This is a genomic window from Scytonema sp. NUACC21, assembly GCF_054684315.1.
Window position 1 is genome coordinate 34,535 of record NZ_BAAFZH010000066.1, and the last position, 20,630, is coordinate 55,164.

The window sequence follows — 20,630 nt, forward strand, 5'->3', positions numbered from 1 at the left end:
GGGAGAAGGGAAGATGACCATTGTATTCCAAGTTGCTTTATTGGCCCTGGTTGCTGTGTCTTTCGTTTTGGTGATTGGCGTCCCTGTTGCCTATGCTAGTCCACAAAATTGGAATGAATCTAAGAGACTGCTTTGGATTGGTTCTGGTGTTTGGTTTGGTTTAGTGTTTCTAGTTGGCGCATTAAACTTTTTCGTAGTTTAGAGGCTGCTTTGACCGTTGTCTGGCAAGTAGCATACAAATAGAAGAGCACGGAGCAGAGAAAGGAACGGGAGATAGGGAATAGGGAACAGGGGACGGGAAATCAACCCCAATCTTTAATTCCTAATGCCGAATTCCTGATACCCAATCTCAGCTTATGCTCCTATACTTGTATGCGAAGCACTTGAAAATATAGATGAATTAGAGGCTCATGGCAGTTTTCGAGGGAACTTTTACTCAGACAGAACCAATGCGATTCGCATTGGTTATTGGTCGATTTAATGACCTAGTGACCACTAAGTTGCTAGAAGGCTGTCAAGATTGCTTGAAACGCCACGGCGTCGATGTTAACCCTCACGGTTCTCAGGTAGATTATGTTTGGGTACCGGGTAGTTTTGAAGTTCCAGTGGTGGCTCGTCAATTGGCACTCTCTGGTCGCTATGATGCTGTCATTTGTTTGGGTGCTGTTATCAAAGGGCAAACGCCTCATTTTGATTATGTATCTTCTGAGGTAGCTAAAGGTATTGCTGCTGCAGCTTTTCAAACTGGTGTACCAGTAGTATTTGGTATCTTAACGACTGATACCATGCAGCAGGCTTTAGAACGAGCGGGCATTAAAAGCAATCATGGCTGGGACTACGCTATGAGTGCTTTGGAAATGGCTAGCCTTATGCGACAGTTACGCTCTAACCTGGCAGAACCTTTCAGTGGTAATTCTCTGTCCCCTGCATCTCTGAAAAGTGCAAGCGTAGGGGAATTGGCTGCTGAATAGTCTTTAGTCCTTAGTCGTTAGTTACAAGACAAATGACAAATGACTAAGGACTAATTACAAAAAAATTGTTGACAAACACAGAAGTATCTGCAATATTAAATAAAGAAGGCGGTTGCGGGTATAGCTCAGTGGTAGAGCGTCACCTTGCCAAGGTGAATGTCGCGCGTTCGAATCGCGTTACCCGCTCTTGAGTAAACTACAGAATAATATATAGGTGAAGCCCCTGTTGAGGGGTTTTTCCATTTTGAAATAAACTCTCTTAAAGAAACCGGATGACGGGTCTTAATTCTGGAATAGTTAACTGAGTTTGAGGGCGTAGGTGCGATGTAAATTAATTTAAAGTTAAGAAATTTTTTGTTTCTACTGTCTTAAAAGTGGCATAAGTAGGCTCAGCTTTTACCGTATAAAGTAAATAGAGGAGAATGAGTGCCCAAGGGAATTTCGTTCTCTTTGAGCCCAATGACGGTAGAGATAGTAAACCTGCGCTAGCTGTTTGTAAAATGCACTACAATGAAAAAAACAATAAAAGCTGGTTAAACTTTTGAAACTATGGTTGATTAAGTGATAAACCAGTCTTGCCGCAAGATAAAGCAAAATATATCTGTAGGGCAAGAGTCACCCAAATTGGCTGATGTTATAAAAAGTTTAGGGGAACAGTATGCCATATTGGCTATGTCAAGGCATATTATCCTTAATGCCCACAACACACGCCCAAGTTATTAAGTTCGCTTGTGCAACCTCAAAAAGCTGAAAAAATAGATTTAAACGTCGAATACCTGTGCCCCTGTCGTCGTCGGGGACGGTTAGTTCCGATTACCCTGACAGAAGCATTTGGATGCGATCGCTGTCAGCAAATATTTGTAGTAGAAGATAATGGATATGTGCTGGAGAAACTCTCCACGACCTATCCCTACAAGCAAGCTTGGCGTTGGACGGGCAATTCATGGCAAGTTGCTCATCCACGTTTGGGAGAAAGCTATTTGCCCGTAGCACTTGGCATCATTTTCGTGCTAGTGATTATATGGCTACCATTAGCATTGAGATTGGCGAGTGGTTACAGCATTGTTGCTTGGGCAATGGTGGCAGTCTTGTTAGCTATCTTACCAGCACTAATGGTCTGGCTCACTTACAGACGTTAACGAGGCGGACAGTGGATGCTTTTGATGATTATCTCGAACCAATAGTTGCGAGTGCAAGACGCGCACACACTGCTTCCCTAAAGTTGGGAACCACTAAGGGTGTAGATCGCAGTCGCGCCGTGCTGGCAATGGCACAGGCGCTTATAAGTTCATTTGACGATATTTTAGAAGCCAATACGTTGGATTTGGAAGCCAGCCGAGAAATGGCAGTACCAGACCTAATATTAGAATGGCTAAAACTGACTCCAAAACGGCTGGAGATGACAGTGGAAATTCTGCAGCGATTGGGGGAATTATCAGACCCATTGCGACGGGTGAGACACGCTGACTATCAGCTAGAAGACTCACAAGCCTACTCGCAGTTAATGCCTTTGGGAGTTATAGGGTTTATTTATGAGGCGTTTCCCGATTTAGGGGCAATTGCCGCAGGTTTGTGCATCAAAACTGGTAACAGTCTCATTCTCAAAGGCGGTACTGAAGCAATTCATTCTAACAGCGCAATTGCTGAGGCATTAAGAACTGCTGTAGTTGATGTAGGTCTTCCAGAAGATTGCATACAGCTGATAATAGAAGAGCATGGAACATCTACCCGAGATTTAGTGACCCAAGACCAATGTCTAAACCTCGTAATTCCTTACGGACGTTCCAGTTTAGTGCAGCAAGTGGTGCGACATTCGACATCTCCCGTTCTCAAGTCAGCTATGGGTAATTGTTATCTTTACTGGTCGCCTAATGGCAGCTTAGAAATGGTGCGTTGGATGATTATGGATAGTCACCAAAGCGAACCCGACCCGGTGAACGCTATTGAAAAGGTTCTCATTCATCGCCAAGCTCAACCATCATCTTTGGTTACACTATGGAACAGCTTGAAAGAAAAGGGCTTTGAAATCAAAGGAGATACCGAACTTATCGATGCTTTTCCGCAGTTACAGCTGGCAAAAGATACAGAGTGGGGAAGTGCTTATTTAAATAAGACAGTCGCTTTTAAATTGGTAGATAGCTTAGAAGCAGCAATAGCCTGGATCAACCAATATAGCAGCGGCCATGCAGACTGTATTGCAACCGAATCCTACCAAGAAAGTCGGCAGTTTGCCTTAGGAGTTAACAGTGCTTCTACCTATATCAATGCTTCTCCCCGTTTTTCCCGGAATCCCTCAAGAGGAGATTCAGTGTTTTTGGGAATGTCTAACCAAAAAGGTCACAGACGCGGATTGATAAGTTTAGAAAGCTTGACAACGGTGAAGCACATCGTTTTGGGAAATGGAAGGTTTTAGGTAGTAGGTAGTAGCTAGTAGTTAGTAGTTAGTAGGTAGTGGAGTGCTAACTATTAACCATTAGCCATTAATCACTAACCACTAACCACTAACCACTAACCACTAACCCTGATGAGGAGAAGTATAGTAAACCTTACTTCCCGTGTCCGGTACAAAGTGACAGCTGATACACGAACGCCACAGTGAAATCAAAATGGGTTCCTCAGATTTACGGAAGTAATCACCCAACACGGGTTTAATAGCTTCAGTTGCCTTCTTTAAATTGTAGTGAGGGATGTTGAGGAATATGTGGTGAGCGACATGGGTACCAATATCATGATGGATATGATTGATGAAACCGTAATCGCGGTCAATTGTTGAAAGAGCGCCTTTTAGGAAAGTCCACTCTTCTTCACGATACCAAGGGATGTCTGGTTCAGTGTGGTGCAAAAACGTTACCAAGTCCAGCCATATGATAAACACAATATATGGTCCGGCGTAGTATTTGAGCAACCACATCCAACCCCATTGATAGGTGAGGAAACCAAGCAAACCCACCATACCAATCCAAAGAACAGTGCTGGTAATGACATCCCATTTCTCAGAAGGTTTGAAAAGCGAGCTGCTAGGGAAAAAGTGAGAGCCTTCCTTGTTGGGGGAACGCATAAATAAATAAATCGGATAAGCCAATAAGAATACATAATAACGGCCTATCTTTTCCTCCCAAGACATCACCCTGTACTGAGATTCGCTGACAGGGTACCAACTCTCATCATTATCAAGGTGCCCCGTGTTTAAATGGTGAGTTCTATGGCTAATTCGCCAACCGTGATAGGGAACGAGAATTGGTGTGTGGGAAAGATGACCAATGAGATCGTTGAGCCATTTCTTTTTAGAAAATGATTGGTGTCCGCAATCATGTCCCACTACAAACAAAGCCCAGAACATAGTCCCTTGTATGACCCAGAAAATAGGCCAGAAAAACCAAGAATCCAGGTAATGAGCCACTACGTAAAGCAGACTAATAATGAAGATGTCACGGAAAAAGTAAAACAGTGATTTTCCAACATTAGGTTGAAAACATTCCGCTGGGATTGCAGCTTTTAAAGAACTAAGGGTAAAGGGTAATTGGGTGGCATTCTCAGATAATTCAGTGCCACTGTGAGAATTGTTTAAATTGATGGTTTCCGTTTGCACTTGATTCTGTTCTTGAAATGTAAACTTAGCTTTTGGAACACACAACTTTAGGTGCAGGTTAAATTTTTCTAACCTGCATTAAGTTTGCAGCATTCAGAAATTTCCCTATCAATTAGGATGATAGGGATAGCTCATACCTTGCACCATCGCCTTATTACAAAAATAAAAGCCCAAAAAGCTCATTATTTCGTAGGATGGGCACTGCTCACCATGCCCTCCCAATGGAAGGTGCAAGATATCAGGATAGTAAAGGTTTAGGAAAATGACAATTAGTTCTTTTCGGCGCTTAAACGATCTCTATTGTCAGTATTTGTAGCTTGGGTACTGCTCACCAATTCATTAATGGTGGGCAGTAACCCCTACTTTTTTAGGTTATCTAAGAAACGGCAAAGAAATCATTTATCGCTTTGCGTAATAGTCCTTGAAAGACAGATAACCATCATCTACAACGTACAGGTGGCAGTTGTCTGTAATTTGTTTCATTAAAGGCCAAGAAAACCGACATTCAGGATGTAGGTAGGAACTCCAATTTTCTTTGATACTGCTGTAGGCAAGACGCAAATTATAGGAGGGAATGGCAGTTGAAACGTGATGGGGGACGTGGACGTTAATATCATGGCAAAGGAATTCTACCCAACGGGGGTAATCGCAGTGCACTGTTCCACCAAGTTGGGCAGTTACGGCATTCCACTTTGATTCTGCAATAAAAGGGACATCTGGAGCGGTATGGTGAACGTAGGTGAAAGTGCTCATCCAAAAGTGGTAAACCACCCAAGGAATAAACCAAAATTTGACAAATCCCCAAATACCTGTTGTGGCGATGAGAATGGGGAATGCGATCGCTGCAAACAGAACGACGACAGCTACAGAAAGCTTAACACTGGCTTGGTCTTTTTCTCGAAATTTCCTCCAATCAAAATGCACAACAGCCCAATGAAGGATTGAGGCCATCCACCACAATCGCAGCCGCATAAACAGTTGAAAGCCCCACTGTGAGAGTTTGCTCCAACCTTCATAGGTTTCTACAGTAATTGGGTGCCAAGCGTTATCTTCTTTCAGCTTGTTTGTATGGGTGTGGTGATAATTGTGTCCAATGCGCCAACTGTGGAAAGGGTAAATTAAGGGCATCATCATCACGTGCCCTACAACATCATTCACCCACCGGCGTTTGGAAAAGGAACGATGTCCGCAATCATGTCCAATGACAAAAAAACCTGTTAAAGCAGTTCCAGTAAAAAACCATGCTAATGGTAAGAGATACCAAGGAGCCACTATCAGACTTGCATAGCCCAGGACAACCATCAACACGTTGATTGATAATTGTGTCCAAGCTTTGGGGGGATTATGTTGAAAACATTCTTGTGGCAGAGTTTTGATAATATCTTTCAGCGTCAGTTCAGAACGACTGGGGTCAGAAGTTGGTTTATGACTGTCTATTGTTGATGTAATCATGAATACCTAAAGGAGCACCTTCACTACCAAGTCACCAAAAAAGCGCTTTAACGCAAACTTTTGTAACATTAGCGTTCGGATTATAACAATCTAATCCATTAAAGCGCAAAAAAAGACGAAATCTTAAGGATAAAGGATAAAAAATTTACTGACAAGACTGCATTCTAAGCAACACGAGTTTCCCAACCCATGCCAGAAAGGCACCTTTCATCCCTTATCCTCACCACTTGAGCCTTTAAATTACTTCTTCACATCAGCCAGCTTGACATTTGTAGCAAGACCAACAGCTTGAAGTAATTGAATTGTCATCCAAGTTAAGTCTATTTCCCACCATTGCAACCCATGACGCGCTGAGTACTGAAAAGCGTGGTGGTTGTTGTGCCAACCTTCGCCAAACACCAGGACGGCTACCCACCAGCAATTTGTGGAATTATCACCCGACTCATGGCTGCGGTAACCGAATTTATGGGTGGCACTATTGACCAACCAAGTGCAGTGGTATACAAAAACAATCCGAGCAAAAATTCCCCAAACAACAAAAGACCAGCCACCCAAAAGCAGCAGAAACACACCCAGGGCAACCTGGAGGAAAATCATATTTTTTTCTAAAAACTGATAAACTGGATCGTCTGCTATGTCTTTCGTAAAGCGAGGAAGTTCTGATTGATTTTTTCTTTGATAAATTAACCAACCCATGTGACTCCACCAGAAGCCCTTGTTGGAATCATGGGGATCTTTTTCTGTATCTGAGTGTAAATGATGAATGCGGTGGGTGCCTATCCATTCGATTGGGCCTCCCTGGCAGGCAAGCGTCCCACAAAAGACTAAGAAATACTCCAGCCATTTAGGAGTTTGAAAACTGCGGTGAGTCACAAGACGGTGGAATCCCAAAGTGATCCCCAAGCCACCTGTTACCCAGTAGAGAAGTAAAGCAACACCTACGGATTTCCAGCTAAAGTTACTGGGAAGGAGGGTGAATAATGCTCCGATGTGTAAACCAGCGAAAAAGAGGGTATTTACCCAATTAATTTGGTATTTGGTTGGAGTAGCAAGTGTCATGCAGTAACCTGAATAGGAATTGTTCAGCCTAATCTGCGCGATGCAAAAATCCGCAAATTTTTTATGTTTTCTTAAAAAGAGGAACTAATGAACAGCTTGGAGCAGCTGCGCGAAGCAGAACAGGCACTGTTACAGTAGTTTTTAGTCATTGGTCATTAGTCATTGGTCATTAGTCATTGACAAAAAACAAATGACAAAGGACTTTTGACACGGGCTATATTTATTTTTTCCCCAACACTTCGACAAGCCCCGTCTGTCTTTGCTCCGATACACTTGAAGATTCAGGTGACTCTAGAAGTGTTGTATAGAGTTTTAAAGTGTCATTCGTGATGCGATCCCAGCTATAGTTCAGCTGCACGTGTTTCTTCGCATGGATCGCCATAGTTTCTAGTTCTTGAGGATGATGAATTGCCCAATCCAAAGAACGAATGCAATCCTCTTTATTTCCAGCTTCAAACAGCATTCCTCTACCCCCTTGAAGCAATTGCTTGTGGGGTGGAATATCGCTTGCCAACACTGGTACACTTTCCTGCATTGCCTCTAACATTGCTAGAGGTAAACCTTCAAGATCGGAAGGAAGAACAAATAAACCAGCCCCCCGCACAATTTCCCAGAGGCGAGGACCGCGAAGTTCCCCTGCGTAGACAATATTGCGATCGCTGGCAACCTTTTCTAGTAGGCTTGAGGTGAATGATTTTGTATCGCTCACACCTCCTGCTAGAACAAGCTTCCATCCTGGTGGCTTCAATGTACTAAAAGCTTCAACTAGCAAATCGGGACGCTTTTCCGGTACAAGTCTGCCTACAAATACAGCATAGCGTCCCCGTTTCAGGCCTAACTGAGTACCGTAGCCAAAATTTGCATCTGACTTACCATAGTTTGCTGGTGCATTGGGAATATAGACTGTATTTCTGCCATAAGTTTGCAAGAAATAGTTTTGCAATGCATCTGAGACCACAATCAATCCGTGAGCAAAACGTACTGCGGCTTTCTCACCCAAGTGAATAACACGAGTCGAAAAGCTGCCCCATTTAGCACGCTGCCAGTCCAGACCCTGACAGGTAACGACTACTTTTGCAGAATTGACAATTCTTGGCAAACAAGTAAACAAAGACGGACCAAGAGCGTGGAAATGGACGATATCATATTTCTTAGCACTAGCAGCCACAGCTCCCAAGGCTGAAGTGATAAAAGCATCCACTCCTCTAACATTCAAACCAGGCACGGAAATCACTTGAACGCCTTCATAATCATAGGAAGCGTGCCAAGAACAATCCGTATAAGAAGAACGGGCAAACAAATCAACTGAGTGCCCTTGTTCTACTATGCGAGGGTATAGTTCTGCACAGTAATGTTCAATTCCCCCTTGTTTGGGAGGTAGACCTTTTGCACCGATGACAGCAATTTTCATACTAATTCAGTTTTTATTTATGCTCTAAAATGGTTTAGTAGCGGTCAAATCAAGTCAAAAGCTAAAAGTCAAAAGAATTTCTTATTTTTTACTTTTTACTTTTTACTTTTTACTTTTTACTTTTTAGATTCCAACAGCCAGAGTGGCTTTTTGTTCCCAGCGCTCTAACATATCGCTGTAAACATCGCGGACAACTGTACGGGCTGCATAGGGTTGTGCAGTCCGCACACAAGCTTCTATTGGATAATCTTCTGGATGCAGCAGAACCTTGCGTATAGCCTGTGCTATACACGTTGGTGTCCTTTCCGAACAGATAACTCCACTCTTAGCATTAAGCAGCTTTGGCGTTTCACCACATTGAGTTGTCACAACTGGGGTTCCACTAGCAAGCGCTTCTAGAACCACCAACGGTAGACCCTCATAGGCACTGCTTAAGACGAAAACATTGCAGATACGATGCAAATGTGCAAGTTCCTTTTGGGTGACTGCTCCCAGCATAGTAACCTGATGGGATACCCCCAAGGTAGCAATTTCTGCACGAAGGTCTGGTGCTAACTCACCGTCACCTGCAATCAGCAGGTGAACATTGGAATCCCTCAAAGCAGCAATTGCACGTACAAGCAAAATGGGGTCTTTTTGGGGATGAAGCCGACCGGCGAAAAAGACAAAACGTGTGTCTTCTGCCAAATCCAGTCGAGATGCTAAGTCTCGTCTTTTAGCTTGACGTTGCTCTCTGGTCAATGAGTAAAAAATTTCGTTGTCGAAAAAATTTTTAATATATGCAACACGGTCTTGGAGCTTGGGATAGCGCTGCTTATATAACTCTGCTGCATCGGTATTGCAAGAGAGAATTTGGCTAAATTGGTTTACTAACAAACCTTCTAGGGCAAAATATGCTGCAGGAAATCTTCGCCAAAGGATAGCTTTTTTATTACCTGCAGCTTGCATTTGCATCTGAATATCGTTGTGTATAAAAAGGGTTTTTTCTCCAGTCCAATGAAAGGTTGCTAGTGTTGGCTCTATCCTGTGAAAGTGCATAAAGTCTGATTCAAAACACTGTCCAAACAGAGCCGCCGTATATTTCAGTGTTGTTGGTATTAAGTGTCTGATATTATCATTTTGCAGTGTAAATAAAGGTAGAAAACTAATTTCTTTCCCAGCAAATTCTGCTTGTTGCCATATACCAACAGGCTGTTTTGGGTCATCCCCTGTTCCTACGAGTCTTACCTCAAACTCGCTTGGAGCATACTTTATAAACGTGTTGATGAGTGTCTGAATTCCTCCAATTGTCGTATTCCAAGGATTGAACTGGTAAAAAATCGTTAGAACAGGTTTACGCATTATTACCACCCCGCAGAGTTATGTGCAAATGCTCAAATGTTTTTTAATTTTTAAAAAACTTAAAAAAACTTTAAGTATTTCCTCCTACAAATTAAATATATTTATGAGTTTTTGGATTCCTCCGATAGTCATATTCTGGAGATTAAATTGTCAAAATACTTGGAACAAGTCTACACATTTCCCGCTATGCCCAAACTGAATTCTACGTGTAAACACGCAGAAAGATCTCTACCTTCAAAAAGGTAGGCACATTCTGTGACATTTTTACACAGAAATTTGACGACTTGTATCAAATCCTAATATTTTCTACCGCTAATTTTCATCTAGACGGCGAATCTTCATAAAATCTTTATGGTTATATGTATAAAAATTATCTTGCAAGTGCCTCAAGTATGATAGTTAAAAATTCTTCTTAAAAAAAAATTAAATTAAAAAAAGACAATTTTTCTTAACAAAAAGAAAAAGAAGATAGTGTATTATGTAAATAATACATTTATGTTTCTGACTGTATGGTACGTAAATTTGCTTGCGTGCAGAGCTGGTGTGAATAAACAGAAATACGTCACAAAATGTCAATGTATCTGAAAACCTTACTAATGACCCTCCGGGTATCTCAGAAGCCCAGATGCTCCGAATGTGCGCCAGTTCCTAGGACGCGGGAAACCCTCCTATGGCACTTTCGTGCCAAGCTATGTGCCTTGCACACGCTACGCAAACGCTATCAGGACTGGACTCAGCAATGACAAAGGACTAAGGACAGCTTTTACCAGTTACGTTTTTTCTGACCGACCTACTTAAAAACCCGGCTTCTCTTGAGAAACCGGGTTTCCATGTCTAACGTTTTTTATGTAGACCTAACTTAATGACTTAGATTTTGCTTCCAAATTCTCCAACCGACTTCTAAGTTCCTGATTTTGTTGTCTGAGTTGATCGAGTTCAGAACGCAACTGAATCAATGCATTTTCAGAACCAAGGTTCTTTTGAACCCGCGAAATTTCTTCTTCAGCATAGCGACGCACCCGTCCATCGGGTGTTTGGTCAGCTACGGCTTGCAGTAGGACAATCGCTTTGGGAGTTTCCATTTGTCCCAAGGCTGCTACCACAGCTAATTGGGTCAAAAAGAACGTTTCCCGAGAGATTTCTGTCACTCGCTCTAAAATCCGCTCTAAAGAAGCAGCACTTTGACCGACTGAAATCTTTCCAAGAGCGCGAATTGCTGATAGACGGAGTGGTTGCGGTACACCCTGCTTTGTATATTCCATCAGTACATCTAAAGCGGCGGCTGAGGTTTTAAGTTCTGCTAACCCCGCGATCGCACCACTCCGCACCACTTCATTCCAACCTGCCTTTTCTTGCAAAATAGATTTTAGCAGTTTGAGAACTTTTTCTTCCTTGGGTTTTTCATCTGTCGTTGCCGCTGCAATTGCACCAACAGCACGGCTAGCTGCCGCTTCTACATAGTAGCTGGGGTCGCCCTCTTCTAGCAGTTCCTTTAAAACTTTATAGCTTTCATGAGTTTTAATTTTAGCCAGTGATTCCACAACAGCACGTCTGACGTGAGGGTGTGTATCTTTTAACCCTACAATTAATACATCAAAAGCTTGATCCAACTTGATTTCTGCTATTTGTCTTGCAACTTCAGCGCGGACACCCCAAAATGGTTCATTTTTCAATGCAGCAGAAAGCGCCTTGAGTGCTTCCAACCCACCTTTTTTAGCCAAAGCCTCAGCCGCATAAATACGAGAGATTGGGTTGGGGTCGAATTCCAACTGTGCTTTTAACTCCGGTATAGAGTATTCCAAAGACACGGTTTTTAAGAAGTGATTCCCAACATCAAAGCTGATAAATTGAGGTTTTTCCTCTAAGGGAAAATAAAAGCTTTGTTCCCTCTCGTTGACTCTCACCGTAAAGGTCTTCAAGTAAGGGGAGAGGGCTGCAGGCGTCTGTTGCGAAGTAGAAGAGGGGGTAGACAGGGATGATACTTCTACCTTGTCGCCCTTGTTTCCTTGTTCCCCTGTCCCCTTATTGGGTTGCCGAACGTACCCAAAGCCGATAGGAATTTTGAGGTCAAACAGATTGTTAGTGCTACCGTTGTTTCCTGATGCTCCAGCATTTTGAGTAACGGTTACCCGAGCCAAACGAGAATCTGCATCCCAGAAGTAAACCACCTTAAAATCAGGATGACCGCCGCGATAAACGTACTGGTCGAACAGGAACAAGAGATTGCGCCCAGTCGCTTTCTCAATCGCCCTCAGCAAATCTACTGTTTCTACCGTGTTATGAGCATTATCCCGCACAAATGTCTGGATTGCTTTCCAAAATAAATCGTCTCCGAGTTCTGCCCGAATCATGTGATAAACACAAGATCCTTTCTCGTAAATATGGCGATCGTAGAGTTCAATGGCTTCTCTGTAGACGTGGGTTACCATTGGGCGGCGGTAGCGCCCGCTATCTTCAGCCAGATAACTCCGGGCTTCCAACAAACGATAATATGCTGCTTCTTCTGCACCATATTCCCTTTCCGTCCACATGACCTCTGAGTAAGAAGCCATGCCTTCTTTAATCCAAGCATGAGACCAATGCTTAATAACCACCAAATCACCAAACCACTGGTGTGCTAATTCGTGGACGACCAAGCTTTCGGTGTTGCGATTGTCAAGGGCTGCCCTTGCATCCAGCAAACATCTGTCTGTTAACAGTGTTGTTGAGGTGTTTTCCATTCCACCAAAAATGAAATCGTCAACACACACTTGAGCGTATTTGGGATAAGGGTAAGGGTAACCGTACTTCTCGCTCAAAAACTCTATCATTTGAGGAGTTTTGCCCATACTGCGCTTGGCGTCTTCTTCACGCCCCTTTTCTACGTAGTAGGTAACGGGAATACCATTCCACTCGTCCCGTATTTCAGCAAAATCACCTACTGCTAAAGTCATTAAGTAAGTCGGATGAATTTGCTTCTGCAACCAATGATAAATTTTGTCATCGCCGTCTTCTTCTGTGGCAATAAGTTCGCCGTTGGAAATGGCGATGAGAGGTTTGGGAACCCGGACGCGAATTTCGGAGGTAGATAACTGCCCCGGATAGTCAAAACAGGGGAACCAGAAGCGAGAATCTTCGTCTTCTCCTTGAGTCCACACCTGAGTGGGCTTGTTGGGATAGTGTTTGTTTGCTTCTATAAAATAAAGACCCCGTTGTGGTTTTTCCACTGAGTAAGCAATCGCGATCGCAATCCTCTTGTTCACCTGGGTTGGTGGATTGAGGTTGACAAACAACTGTTTGCCATCGTATTCAAACTGTTGTGGATTTCCATCCACCTCAACAGAGTGAATGTTGAGGTTAACCCCATCCAGAACCAAACGCTCCAGACCATTACGGATGGGTGTTAGCGTAATAACACAACTGCCTTGGTAACTTTTGTTAGGAACATCCAGGCTGAGGTCAAGAAAAATATGCTCTACCTGTCCGGGTCGATCTGGGTTGTAGTGTGGTTTTGCCCCCGGTAATTCAAAAGATTTGTATTGGTTACTCTCTGTATCAAAATAATACTGCGACATCGATGTTTACTGACCTTGGAAACCCTGAAAACTCATAAGTGAAATATTGAGAGAGCAACACGATTTCTCCGTGCTGTTTCTCAATTGACCCCGATGCACCCTAATACTTTGCACACCTTTATCTGAATATGGGTATCTTAAATGTAGAAAGTTTAACATTTTGTAAAAATACACCATAGATATATAGCTTAGAATAGCTTGCAACTATCATAAGGAATATATTTTTCAGATAAAGAACTTCCATTTACGGATTCGCTTTTAAAGATGATGTAGTAGTTCTAGGAGCGCTATAAATACCCACCACGTATAGAAGTACTAATTTTATCAGTAAAAACCGAAAAAATAGTACCAAATGAGCGATAGATCCGAAAACTCCACAATGACGTTTTTACTAAACCTCTAAGAAAATGGGAACAAAATAGGATATTTAACAATGCCAGCAAGTAAATCTAATAATTTTTTAATTCCTGCTATCGGCGCTGCAATAGTCGTAGCAGGGGGTGTAGCTGCCTATATGTATTTCAAAGCAGGACCTAGTGGAAATATCTCTGATGCTTTGGGTGCTGCCAAAATCGTACCAGATGAAGCATTGATGGCAACCTATATTTCCACCGATCCCAAGGTTTGGGCAAAGTTAGAGCAGTTTGGTACTCCAGAAGCACAAAAAATCGTTGCTCAAGGGCTCGAAGACCTTAATAAGAGCTTATCAGCTGACAACAGCATTTCTTATGAAAAAGACCTTAAACCTTGGATAGGCGGTGTGATGATTGCCGTCCTTCCACCTAACCCAGTCAAACCGGCTCAGAATTCCCCGCAAACAGCACAGCAATCTAATGTCCTAATGGTGGTGGGGATCAAAGATAAAGTAAACGCTTTGAATTTTGCCAGCAAGTTAAAGGCACAAAAAGACGTAAAAATTAAAGAAAGTGACTACAAAGGCGAAAAAATTATAGAAGCATCGGGTAAAGGCTCACCCACTTATACTGCCATTTTAAATAATACATATGTAGTATCAGCCACAGAAAAACCAGCTATAGAAAATGCAATTGATACGTATAAAGGACAACCTTCCTTCGCTACGAAAGAAGGTTCAAACAGTCTGCTGAGCCAAGGTGTGAATGTAGAAAACACCATCGCACAAATTTATGTGCCCGATTATGCTGGCATGGTAAAGCAACTCGTAGCTACCAATCCACAATCAGCGCAGTTACCCCCACAAACGATGTCACAACTCAAGCAGGTGAAATCTATGGTGGCTGGGGTTGGCATTGATAACGCGGGCGTAAGAATGAAGGCAGTGGCTAAGCTAGATCCCCAACTGGTCAAATTTCAGTATCAAAACAGTTCCGCTCAGGTGGTGTCTGAATTACCTGCTGAGACATTAGCCTTAATTAGCGGTCAGGGGATCAACAGTTGGTGGTCAGCAGTTGTAGAACAATCAAAAGATGTTCCTGAATTGAAGCAAACCTTAGAAACTGCCCGCCAGCAACTGAAATATATCAACATAGACTTGGATAAGGACATTTTCGGCTGGATGAACGGAGAGTTTGGGATTGCTGCCATTCCATCCAATCAAGGCGTGTTGGCACAGGTTGGTTTTGGCGGAGCCTTTATCTTCCACACGAGCGATCGCAAAGCTGCGGAAAGCACCCTCAGCAAGTTGGATAACCTTGTTAAAGCACAATCTCTAAATATTGCCAAAAGAAATATTGGTAACAAAGAAGTTACGGAATGGCAAATTCCCCAACAGGGAGCATTACTGGCACATGGTTGGTTAAATCAAGACACCGTATTTGTGGCTATTGGTGGTCCCATCGCTGAAATGCTCGCGGATAGGAAAGGTCAAGGTTTGAGCAGCAGCGATAACTTCAAAGCAGTCACCGACACTTTGCAAAAACCTAACGGCGGTTACTTCTATGTAGATATGGATAAAACCTTGTCCTTGTTGAACCGTTTCGCCACTGCACAACAGCAACCAATCCCACCAGAAGCAAGCGCTATCATGAATTCCATTCGCGGTTTGGGCGTTACTGCAACTAGCCCCAACAAAGAAACCTCTCAAGTGGAAATGTTGCTAGCACTTAAGCCAAAATCTGGCAATTAAGATATTTGGGCTGGGTGCCTACTGCCTACCAATTGCAATAGATACAGCTAACAACCCGGTTTTTACAAAAAAACCGATTTTTTTTACCTTTTATGACAAAATTTAATATTCGACAAAAATCGATTCCCAGTCGAGATTATGATCTCTGATAGACCAGCTTAGTTACTAATTCCAAAGGTAGATAGAAAATTAGTGATGAACACGGCATCTACGGGTTTGATGCCCAAAGTGAACCCCTGACTCCATCATTTGAGCCAATGAAACAACTGGCATATTTTTTACTCCTATTCGGGTTAAACCTCCATTCAGGCGTATTTCCCCTGGAGGAAACACCCGAACTCCTGAATGTGCGAGATTATTGAACCATACAAGGTTAACACATTTTGAGGAATGGGGAGTGCTAGGTCGGGAGTAACGAACTGTGAAAAAATACGAAATACAAGGTAGAAAATTCCCTACTGGCTATTCCCCAGTCCCTAAACCCTCGTAATAAGCTTCATACACACCCTTGACGTTATACCAGTTCAAAAAAATTCGGGCAATTTCTAACGCCAACTGAGGTTTACCTAAATTAATCAGCCATTGCAAAAATGGAGCCATTGTCCGCTCATTTAGAGTGCCATTTAGTGAGAGAATTCCCCAGAGTAAGCGATGTAACCAAGTCATTTGAATCATCATTCGCACTTCCCAGGTTGGATGCTTTTGATAAAATAAAACGCCCATCCGCCCGCGTTGAATTTCTTTGTCAATTAAGCGGGGAATTTGCTCCAAACTAAAGGGTGGATGCCAGTGATAGCCTACAGCTTCCGGACATTTAATAAGTTTTAAACCCAGTTTCTTGAGGCGAATACCTAGTTCTAAATCTTCCCAACCATAGAGTTGAAATCTGGTGTCGAAAAGACCTACTTTTTCCAGCCAATGTTTTGCGATCGCTACATTACCCGTTGCAAAGAAAGCGGCGGAAAAATCGGTAATTTTGTAGGGTTCAGCTGTAGGATTGGCAAAATTGCAAGTGTTAATGACTGCACCATAGGTAAAGAAGCGATCGCTTCCCAATTGTTTGTGTCCTTGGGCTAGTGCATTAGCATGGGCTTGCAGGAAATTTTCTGTGACAACTAAATCGCTATCAATAAAAATAATAATATCTCCCTGCGCCTTTTCTACTCCCAAGTTTCGAGCAGCCGCAGGTCCTTTGTGGTCTTGACAAAATGTTTGTACGTGGGGAAACTCGCTTTTGTGTGCTGACAACCACTCTAAGGTACCGTCAGTAGATCCATCATCCACCAAGACAATTTCGTAACCTTGAACAGACGCCCCGCTTTGTCTTGACGCGTCGTCACCTCTTGTCCCTACATCATCTCCCAGTTTCTGAGTTTCCAGGGCTCTCAGGCACTTTTCCAAAATTGGCTTGCGATTGTAAGTCGGAATAACAACGCTAAAAAACACAAACTCACCCACAATAATATTGCCCATCTTTAGCATAGGACAGCCGTAGCGCCTACACTGTTCCTAACAGCTGAAACACCTTTGTCCCTTGACAACAAAGGTGTTTTAGTCGTTTAGAAGCAGCAAGGCTGTTTTATCAGTTAGAACTACCCTTACGACGGGATTGACTGAGAATGAGAGATGCTCCAGTTAGACCTATAGCAACTAGCGTTGTGGTAGCTGTTGGTTCTGGAACTGTGCGGGGGGTGCGGATAGAGAAGTTTAGTGTAGCGAGACCCTGAGAGGGCGTTCCTGGAGGACCAAGTCTGTCCTCTTGGGTAAAAGTTATTGTACCTGTGGCGTTTTGGAATATACCCGTTCCATCAAAGATAGTTATATTACCACCACCCCTAATTGTACCTTCGGCTAAATTAATTTCAGCGCTATCGCTGGCTCTTCCAAATAATTCATTAGAACCACCAAAATACCTGTCAGCAAATACAGGTAAATTTGTCAAGCCAAATGCCCCAGGATCTGAATTAAAGTTGTATTTGAGAATAGATGGATTGCTTGAGGGTTGAAGTTGCCCGTAAGTATTGCTGATAAAAGATTCCAATCCGAAAGGAGCACCGATACTCTCACCTGTTATGGTTGCCCTGATTATACCCAAGTCTGGTCTGAATTCATTAATTTCGACTGCTGTGCTATAGTTGGCTGTAAATTCATAGGTAGTCTGTGCAGTTGCAGTTTTTATGCTTGACCCGAAACCGAGTAAAGTTAAGGTTACCGAAATGAACCATTTGACTTTTTGACGGAGCATAATAGTCCTTTGCTTTTTAGTTTAAAAAACTGAGTGTAAAGATAATCGCACCGCTCAACCAGAATAATACGTACAAACGAAGAGAACCTTGATGAATTTCTTATAAAGTAAAGGTAATTTTACGTAATTTTAATAACAACTATTCTCTGAAAGCGGTAAAATTACCTAGAGCGTTTTCATTCTTTTCCACAGCCATAGAGGAACTTGTGCATCGTCCTAAAGCGTCAGTTGTCAAGCAATACCCACTAAAAATTTATTGCTGGGCGTTATTATCCCAAACATATACCTTTCTTCTTAAAAAGATAATTTATACAAGGTGGTAAGCCATGCTTTCAGTTCAAAGGTGTGAATGCCCTTGTTCAGATGGTGTTACAAAAGTAACTTCTAATAAGCAAAAAACTCGGCTTTTGTCAATAACTATATGTTTGCTGACTGGGTTTTTTATGACAGAGTGGAGTGTGGGTTTGTTAAGCGGCAGCTTATCTTTACAGGCAGACGCAGAACATATTCTCTCTGATGTGGCAGCCTTGGGAATATCGTTACTAGCCAGTTGGTTGGCAGAGAAACCCGCTACTGAAAGGGCAACTTTTGGTCATCGCCGCATTGAAATATTAGCTGCTTTAGCAAACGGGTTAACCTTGCTTGTCATTGCTCTTGTTATCTGTTGGGAAGCCATCCACCGCTTTCAAACCCCAGAGGGCATTTCTGGCTTACCAATGTTAGTCGTGGCAATGATAGGCTTAATCGTCAATCTCCTCAATATCACTTTGCTTCATCCCCACTCTCACAACGACTTGAATGTGCGGGGTGCTTTGCTTCATGTCATCGCAGATACTGCTAGTTCCTTGGGTGTTATTCTTGCAGCTGTAGCGATTCACCTTTGGGATTGGTTCTGGGCAGATGCCGTTGTTAGTCTATTAGTTGCTGGCTTTACGGGTTTCAGTGCCTTGCCACTGCTTCGAGAAAGTCTCTTGATTCTTTTAGAGTACGCACCACCATCAATCGATCCAGTACAGGTAGAAACTTCTTTAAAATCCTTCCCTCAAGTTGTGGAGGTAAGCAAACTCCGTATTTGGAGAATTAGCCCAAACCTGGTGATGCTTTGCGCTCACATAACAACTGAGTGTACTACTCTTGAGGAACGCGATCGCTTGCTCAAGCAATTAAAAACCCATCTCCAAGAAACTTTTGGCATTCACGAAACCACTTTGCAACTCACCAGCCCAACATCCCTATCAACTCTCCCAATCCATCCTTTGTTTAAGCAAAATCTAGTTTCGATGTTATCTGCCAAAAAGTGACATCCTTCCCACCAAATCCAAGATTATGGTGGGGGTTTCCCAAATCACTTTGGAGATAAATTCCGATCGAAAGCTATTCAAAATCAATGGGCCAAAGTTCAGAAACCTCCCTAAGTTGGGTTTGCAGTTTTTCCAAATCCTTAATGCTGAGAGACATATGTAGGCACCAGTTTTTCTAATTCCATAATACAATTTCGGGAAAATGTGTATAAGATTTTACAATTATTAGGAAATTTTTGATGTGTATAAAATCAAAATTTATACGTAAAATAGTGACTCATTGCTTTGCTTTTGTTTCAGCAAGTGGAGAAACACATGGGTCGCGCAAAAAAGGTTGTTTTGGCATATTCTGGTGGAGTCGATACTTCCGTATGCATTCCCTACCTCAAAAATGAGTGGGGTGTAGAAGAGGTCATCACCTTAGCCGCAGATTTAGGTCAGGGCGATGAATTAGAACCGGTCAGAGAAAAAGCACTGAAATCAGGTGCAAGTGAATCTTTGGTGGTGGATGTTAAAGAGAGTTTTGTCAAAGATTACGCTTTTCCAGCAATTCAAGCGAATGCTTTGTATGAAAATCGCTATCCTCTGGGAACGGCTCTTGCCCGTCCGTTGATTGCTAAGATATTAGTAGAAACAGCAGAGGAATACGGTGCTGATGCGATCGCTCACGGTTGCACTGGTAAGGGTAACGACCAAGTGCGCTTTGATGTCTCGACTGCCGCCCTAAACCCCAATCTCAAGATACTTGCACCAGCACGGGAATGGGGAATGAGCCGTGAAGAAACCATTGCCTACGGTGAACGATATGGTATCCCCGCACCAGTAAAAAAATCCTCACCCTACAGTATTGACCGAAACTTGCTTGGTCGGAGTATAGAAGCAGGGGTTTTAGAAGACCCTAACGTGGAACCACTAGAAGAAATCTATGCGATGACAAAAGCTATTGCCGATACTCCCAACGAGCCAGAGTATATCGAAATTGGTTTTACTAGGGGTATTCCCACCTCAATCAACGGTGAACCGCAAAACCCAGTTGAGCTGATTGAACAACTTAACCAGGTAGTTGGCAATCACGGTGTCGGACGCATTGACATGATAGAAAACCGCTTGGTAGGTATCAAGTCACGGGAAATTTACGAAGCTCCTGCAATGCTCGTGTTAATTCAGGCACATCGGGATTTAGAGAGTTTGACTTTGACCGCAGATGTTTCCCACTACAAGCGTGGGATTGAAGAGACTTACAGTCAATTAGTGTACAACGGTCTGTGGTATAGCCCTCTCAAAGCTGCACTAGATGCCTTTATGCAAAAGACGCAAGAGCGAGTCTCTGGAACCGTGCGGGTAAAACTCTTCAAAGGCAACGCTACCATTGTTGGGCGGACTTCCGAGAATACCCTCTACACTCCTGATTTAGCCACCTACGGTGCTGAAGATAAATTCGACCATAAGGCGGCTGAAGGTTTTATCTACGTTTGGGGGCTACCAACACGTATTTGGGCACAGCAGGGAAGGTAGTCTCAAGTTCGTCACTGTTAGTGGATAGTGGATAGTAGTTAGTGGATAGTGGTAAAAGCTTCGTTTTAGATTAACGTCACAGCCACTA

General features: G+C 42.9%; 15 protein-coding genes and 1 tRNA gene. 8 read left to right on the forward strand and 8 right to left on the reverse strand.

Going from position 1 to position 20,630, the window contains the following annotated elements; genetic code table 11:
- Positions 1-13 precede the first annotated feature (13 nt).
- From psbZ to ACYRY3_RS11530, 5 genes are all read left to right on the forward strand, one after another.
- On the forward strand, positions 14-202 hold the full coding sequence (gene psbZ, locus ACYRY3_RS11510; RefSeq protein ID WP_460201809.1) for a photosystem II reaction center protein PsbZ: 189 nt from the start codon (positions 14-16) through the stop codon (positions 200-202).
- 208 nt (positions 203-410) lie between these two features.
- Positions 411-971 carry a 6,7-dimethyl-8-ribityllumazine synthase gene (gene ribH, locus ACYRY3_RS11515; protein WP_460201810.1) on the forward strand — a complete coding sequence of 187 codons (561 nt, stop codon included), beginning with the start codon at positions 411-413 and terminating at the stop codon, positions 969-971.
- A gap of 114 nt (positions 972-1,085) precedes the next feature.
- Positions 1,086-1,157, forward strand: a tRNA-Gly gene (locus ACYRY3_RS11520).
- Between the two features lie 545 nt (positions 1,158-1,702).
- Positions 1,703-2,110 carry a hypothetical protein gene (locus ACYRY3_RS11525; protein WP_460201811.1) on the forward strand — a complete coding sequence of 136 codons (408 nt, stop codon included), beginning with the start codon at positions 1,703-1,705 and terminating at the stop codon, positions 2,108-2,110.
- 11 nt (positions 2,111-2,121) lie between these two features.
- On the forward strand, positions 2,122-3,384 hold the full coding sequence (locus ACYRY3_RS11530; protein WP_460201845.1) for a glutamate-5-semialdehyde dehydrogenase: 1,263 nt from the start codon (positions 2,122-2,124) through the stop codon (positions 3,382-3,384).
- A gap of 102 nt (positions 3,385-3,486) precedes the next feature.
- Here the strand turns inward: ACYRY3_RS11530 and ACYRY3_RS11535 are convergent, their stop codons facing one another.
- The 6 genes from ACYRY3_RS11535 to ACYRY3_RS11560 form a co-directional block, all read right to left on the reverse strand.
- Positions 3,487-4,560 carry a fatty acid desaturase gene (locus ACYRY3_RS11535; RefSeq protein ID WP_460201812.1) on the reverse strand — a complete coding sequence of 358 codons (1,074 nt, stop codon included), beginning with the start codon at positions 4,558-4,560 and terminating at the stop codon, positions 3,487-3,489.
- A gap of 399 nt (positions 4,561-4,959) precedes the next feature.
- Positions 4,960-6,012, reverse strand: a complete 1,053-nt coding sequence (locus ACYRY3_RS11540) for a fatty acid desaturase (protein ID WP_460201813.1) — start codon at positions 6,010-6,012, stop codon at positions 4,960-4,962.
- A gap of 240 nt (positions 6,013-6,252) precedes the next feature.
- The gene (locus tag ACYRY3_RS11545; protein ID WP_460201814.1) at positions 6,253-7,071 is read right to left on the reverse strand and encodes an acyl-CoA desaturase; all 819 of its coding nucleotides are present in this window, start codon (positions 7,069-7,071) and stop codon (positions 6,253-6,255) included.
- A 220-nt stretch (positions 7,072-7,291) separates the two neighbouring features.
- The gene (locus ACYRY3_RS11550; protein WP_460201815.1) at positions 7,292-8,482 is read right to left on the reverse strand and encodes a glycosyltransferase family 4 protein; all 1,191 of its coding nucleotides are present in this window, start codon (positions 8,480-8,482) and stop codon (positions 7,292-7,294) included.
- Between the two features lie 123 nt (positions 8,483-8,605).
- The gene (locus ACYRY3_RS11555; RefSeq protein WP_460201816.1) at positions 8,606-9,823 is read right to left on the reverse strand and encodes a glycosyltransferase; all 1,218 of its coding nucleotides are present in this window, start codon (positions 9,821-9,823) and stop codon (positions 8,606-8,608) included.
- Between the two features lie 854 nt (positions 9,824-10,677).
- The gene (locus tag ACYRY3_RS11560; RefSeq protein WP_460201817.1) at positions 10,678-13,377 is read right to left on the reverse strand and encodes a M1 family aminopeptidase; all 2,700 of its coding nucleotides are present in this window, start codon (positions 13,375-13,377) and stop codon (positions 10,678-10,680) included.
- A gap of 433 nt (positions 13,378-13,810) precedes the next feature.
- On the opposite strand from ACYRY3_RS11560, the gene ACYRY3_RS11565 reads away from it, so the two are divergent.
- Complete coding sequence (locus ACYRY3_RS11565) at positions 13,811-15,481, forward strand: DUF3352 domain-containing protein (RefSeq protein WP_460201818.1); 1,671 nt, start codon at positions 13,811-13,813, stop codon at positions 15,479-15,481.
- A gap of 462 nt (positions 15,482-15,943) precedes the next feature.
- Here ACYRY3_RS11565 and ACYRY3_RS11570 read toward each other — a convergent pair whose 3' ends face one another.
- Together ACYRY3_RS11570 and ACYRY3_RS11575 are read right to left on the reverse strand one after the other, a co-directional pair.
- Entirely contained in the window at positions 15,944-16,954 is a 1,011-nt protein-coding gene (locus tag ACYRY3_RS11570; RefSeq protein WP_460201846.1) for a glycosyltransferase family 2 protein, read from the reverse strand.
- Between the two features lie 109 nt (positions 16,955-17,063).
- Complete coding sequence (locus ACYRY3_RS11575) at positions 17,064-17,726, reverse strand: hypothetical protein (RefSeq protein ID WP_460201819.1); 663 nt, start codon at positions 17,724-17,726, stop codon at positions 17,064-17,066.
- A gap of 326 nt (positions 17,727-18,052) precedes the next feature.
- On the opposite strand from ACYRY3_RS11575, the gene ACYRY3_RS11580 reads away from it, so the two are divergent.
- Complete coding sequence (locus ACYRY3_RS11580) at positions 18,053-19,027, forward strand: cation diffusion facilitator family transporter (RefSeq protein WP_460201820.1); 975 nt, start codon at positions 18,053-18,055, stop codon at positions 19,025-19,027.
- A 315-nt stretch (positions 19,028-19,342) separates the two neighbouring features.
- Positions 19,343-20,542 (forward strand): argininosuccinate synthase, encoded by a 1,200-nt coding sequence (locus ACYRY3_RS11585; RefSeq protein ID WP_460201821.1) that lies wholly within the window; start codon positions 19,343-19,345, stop codon positions 20,540-20,542.
- The last annotated feature ends 88 nt before the right edge of the window (positions 20,543-20,630 follow it).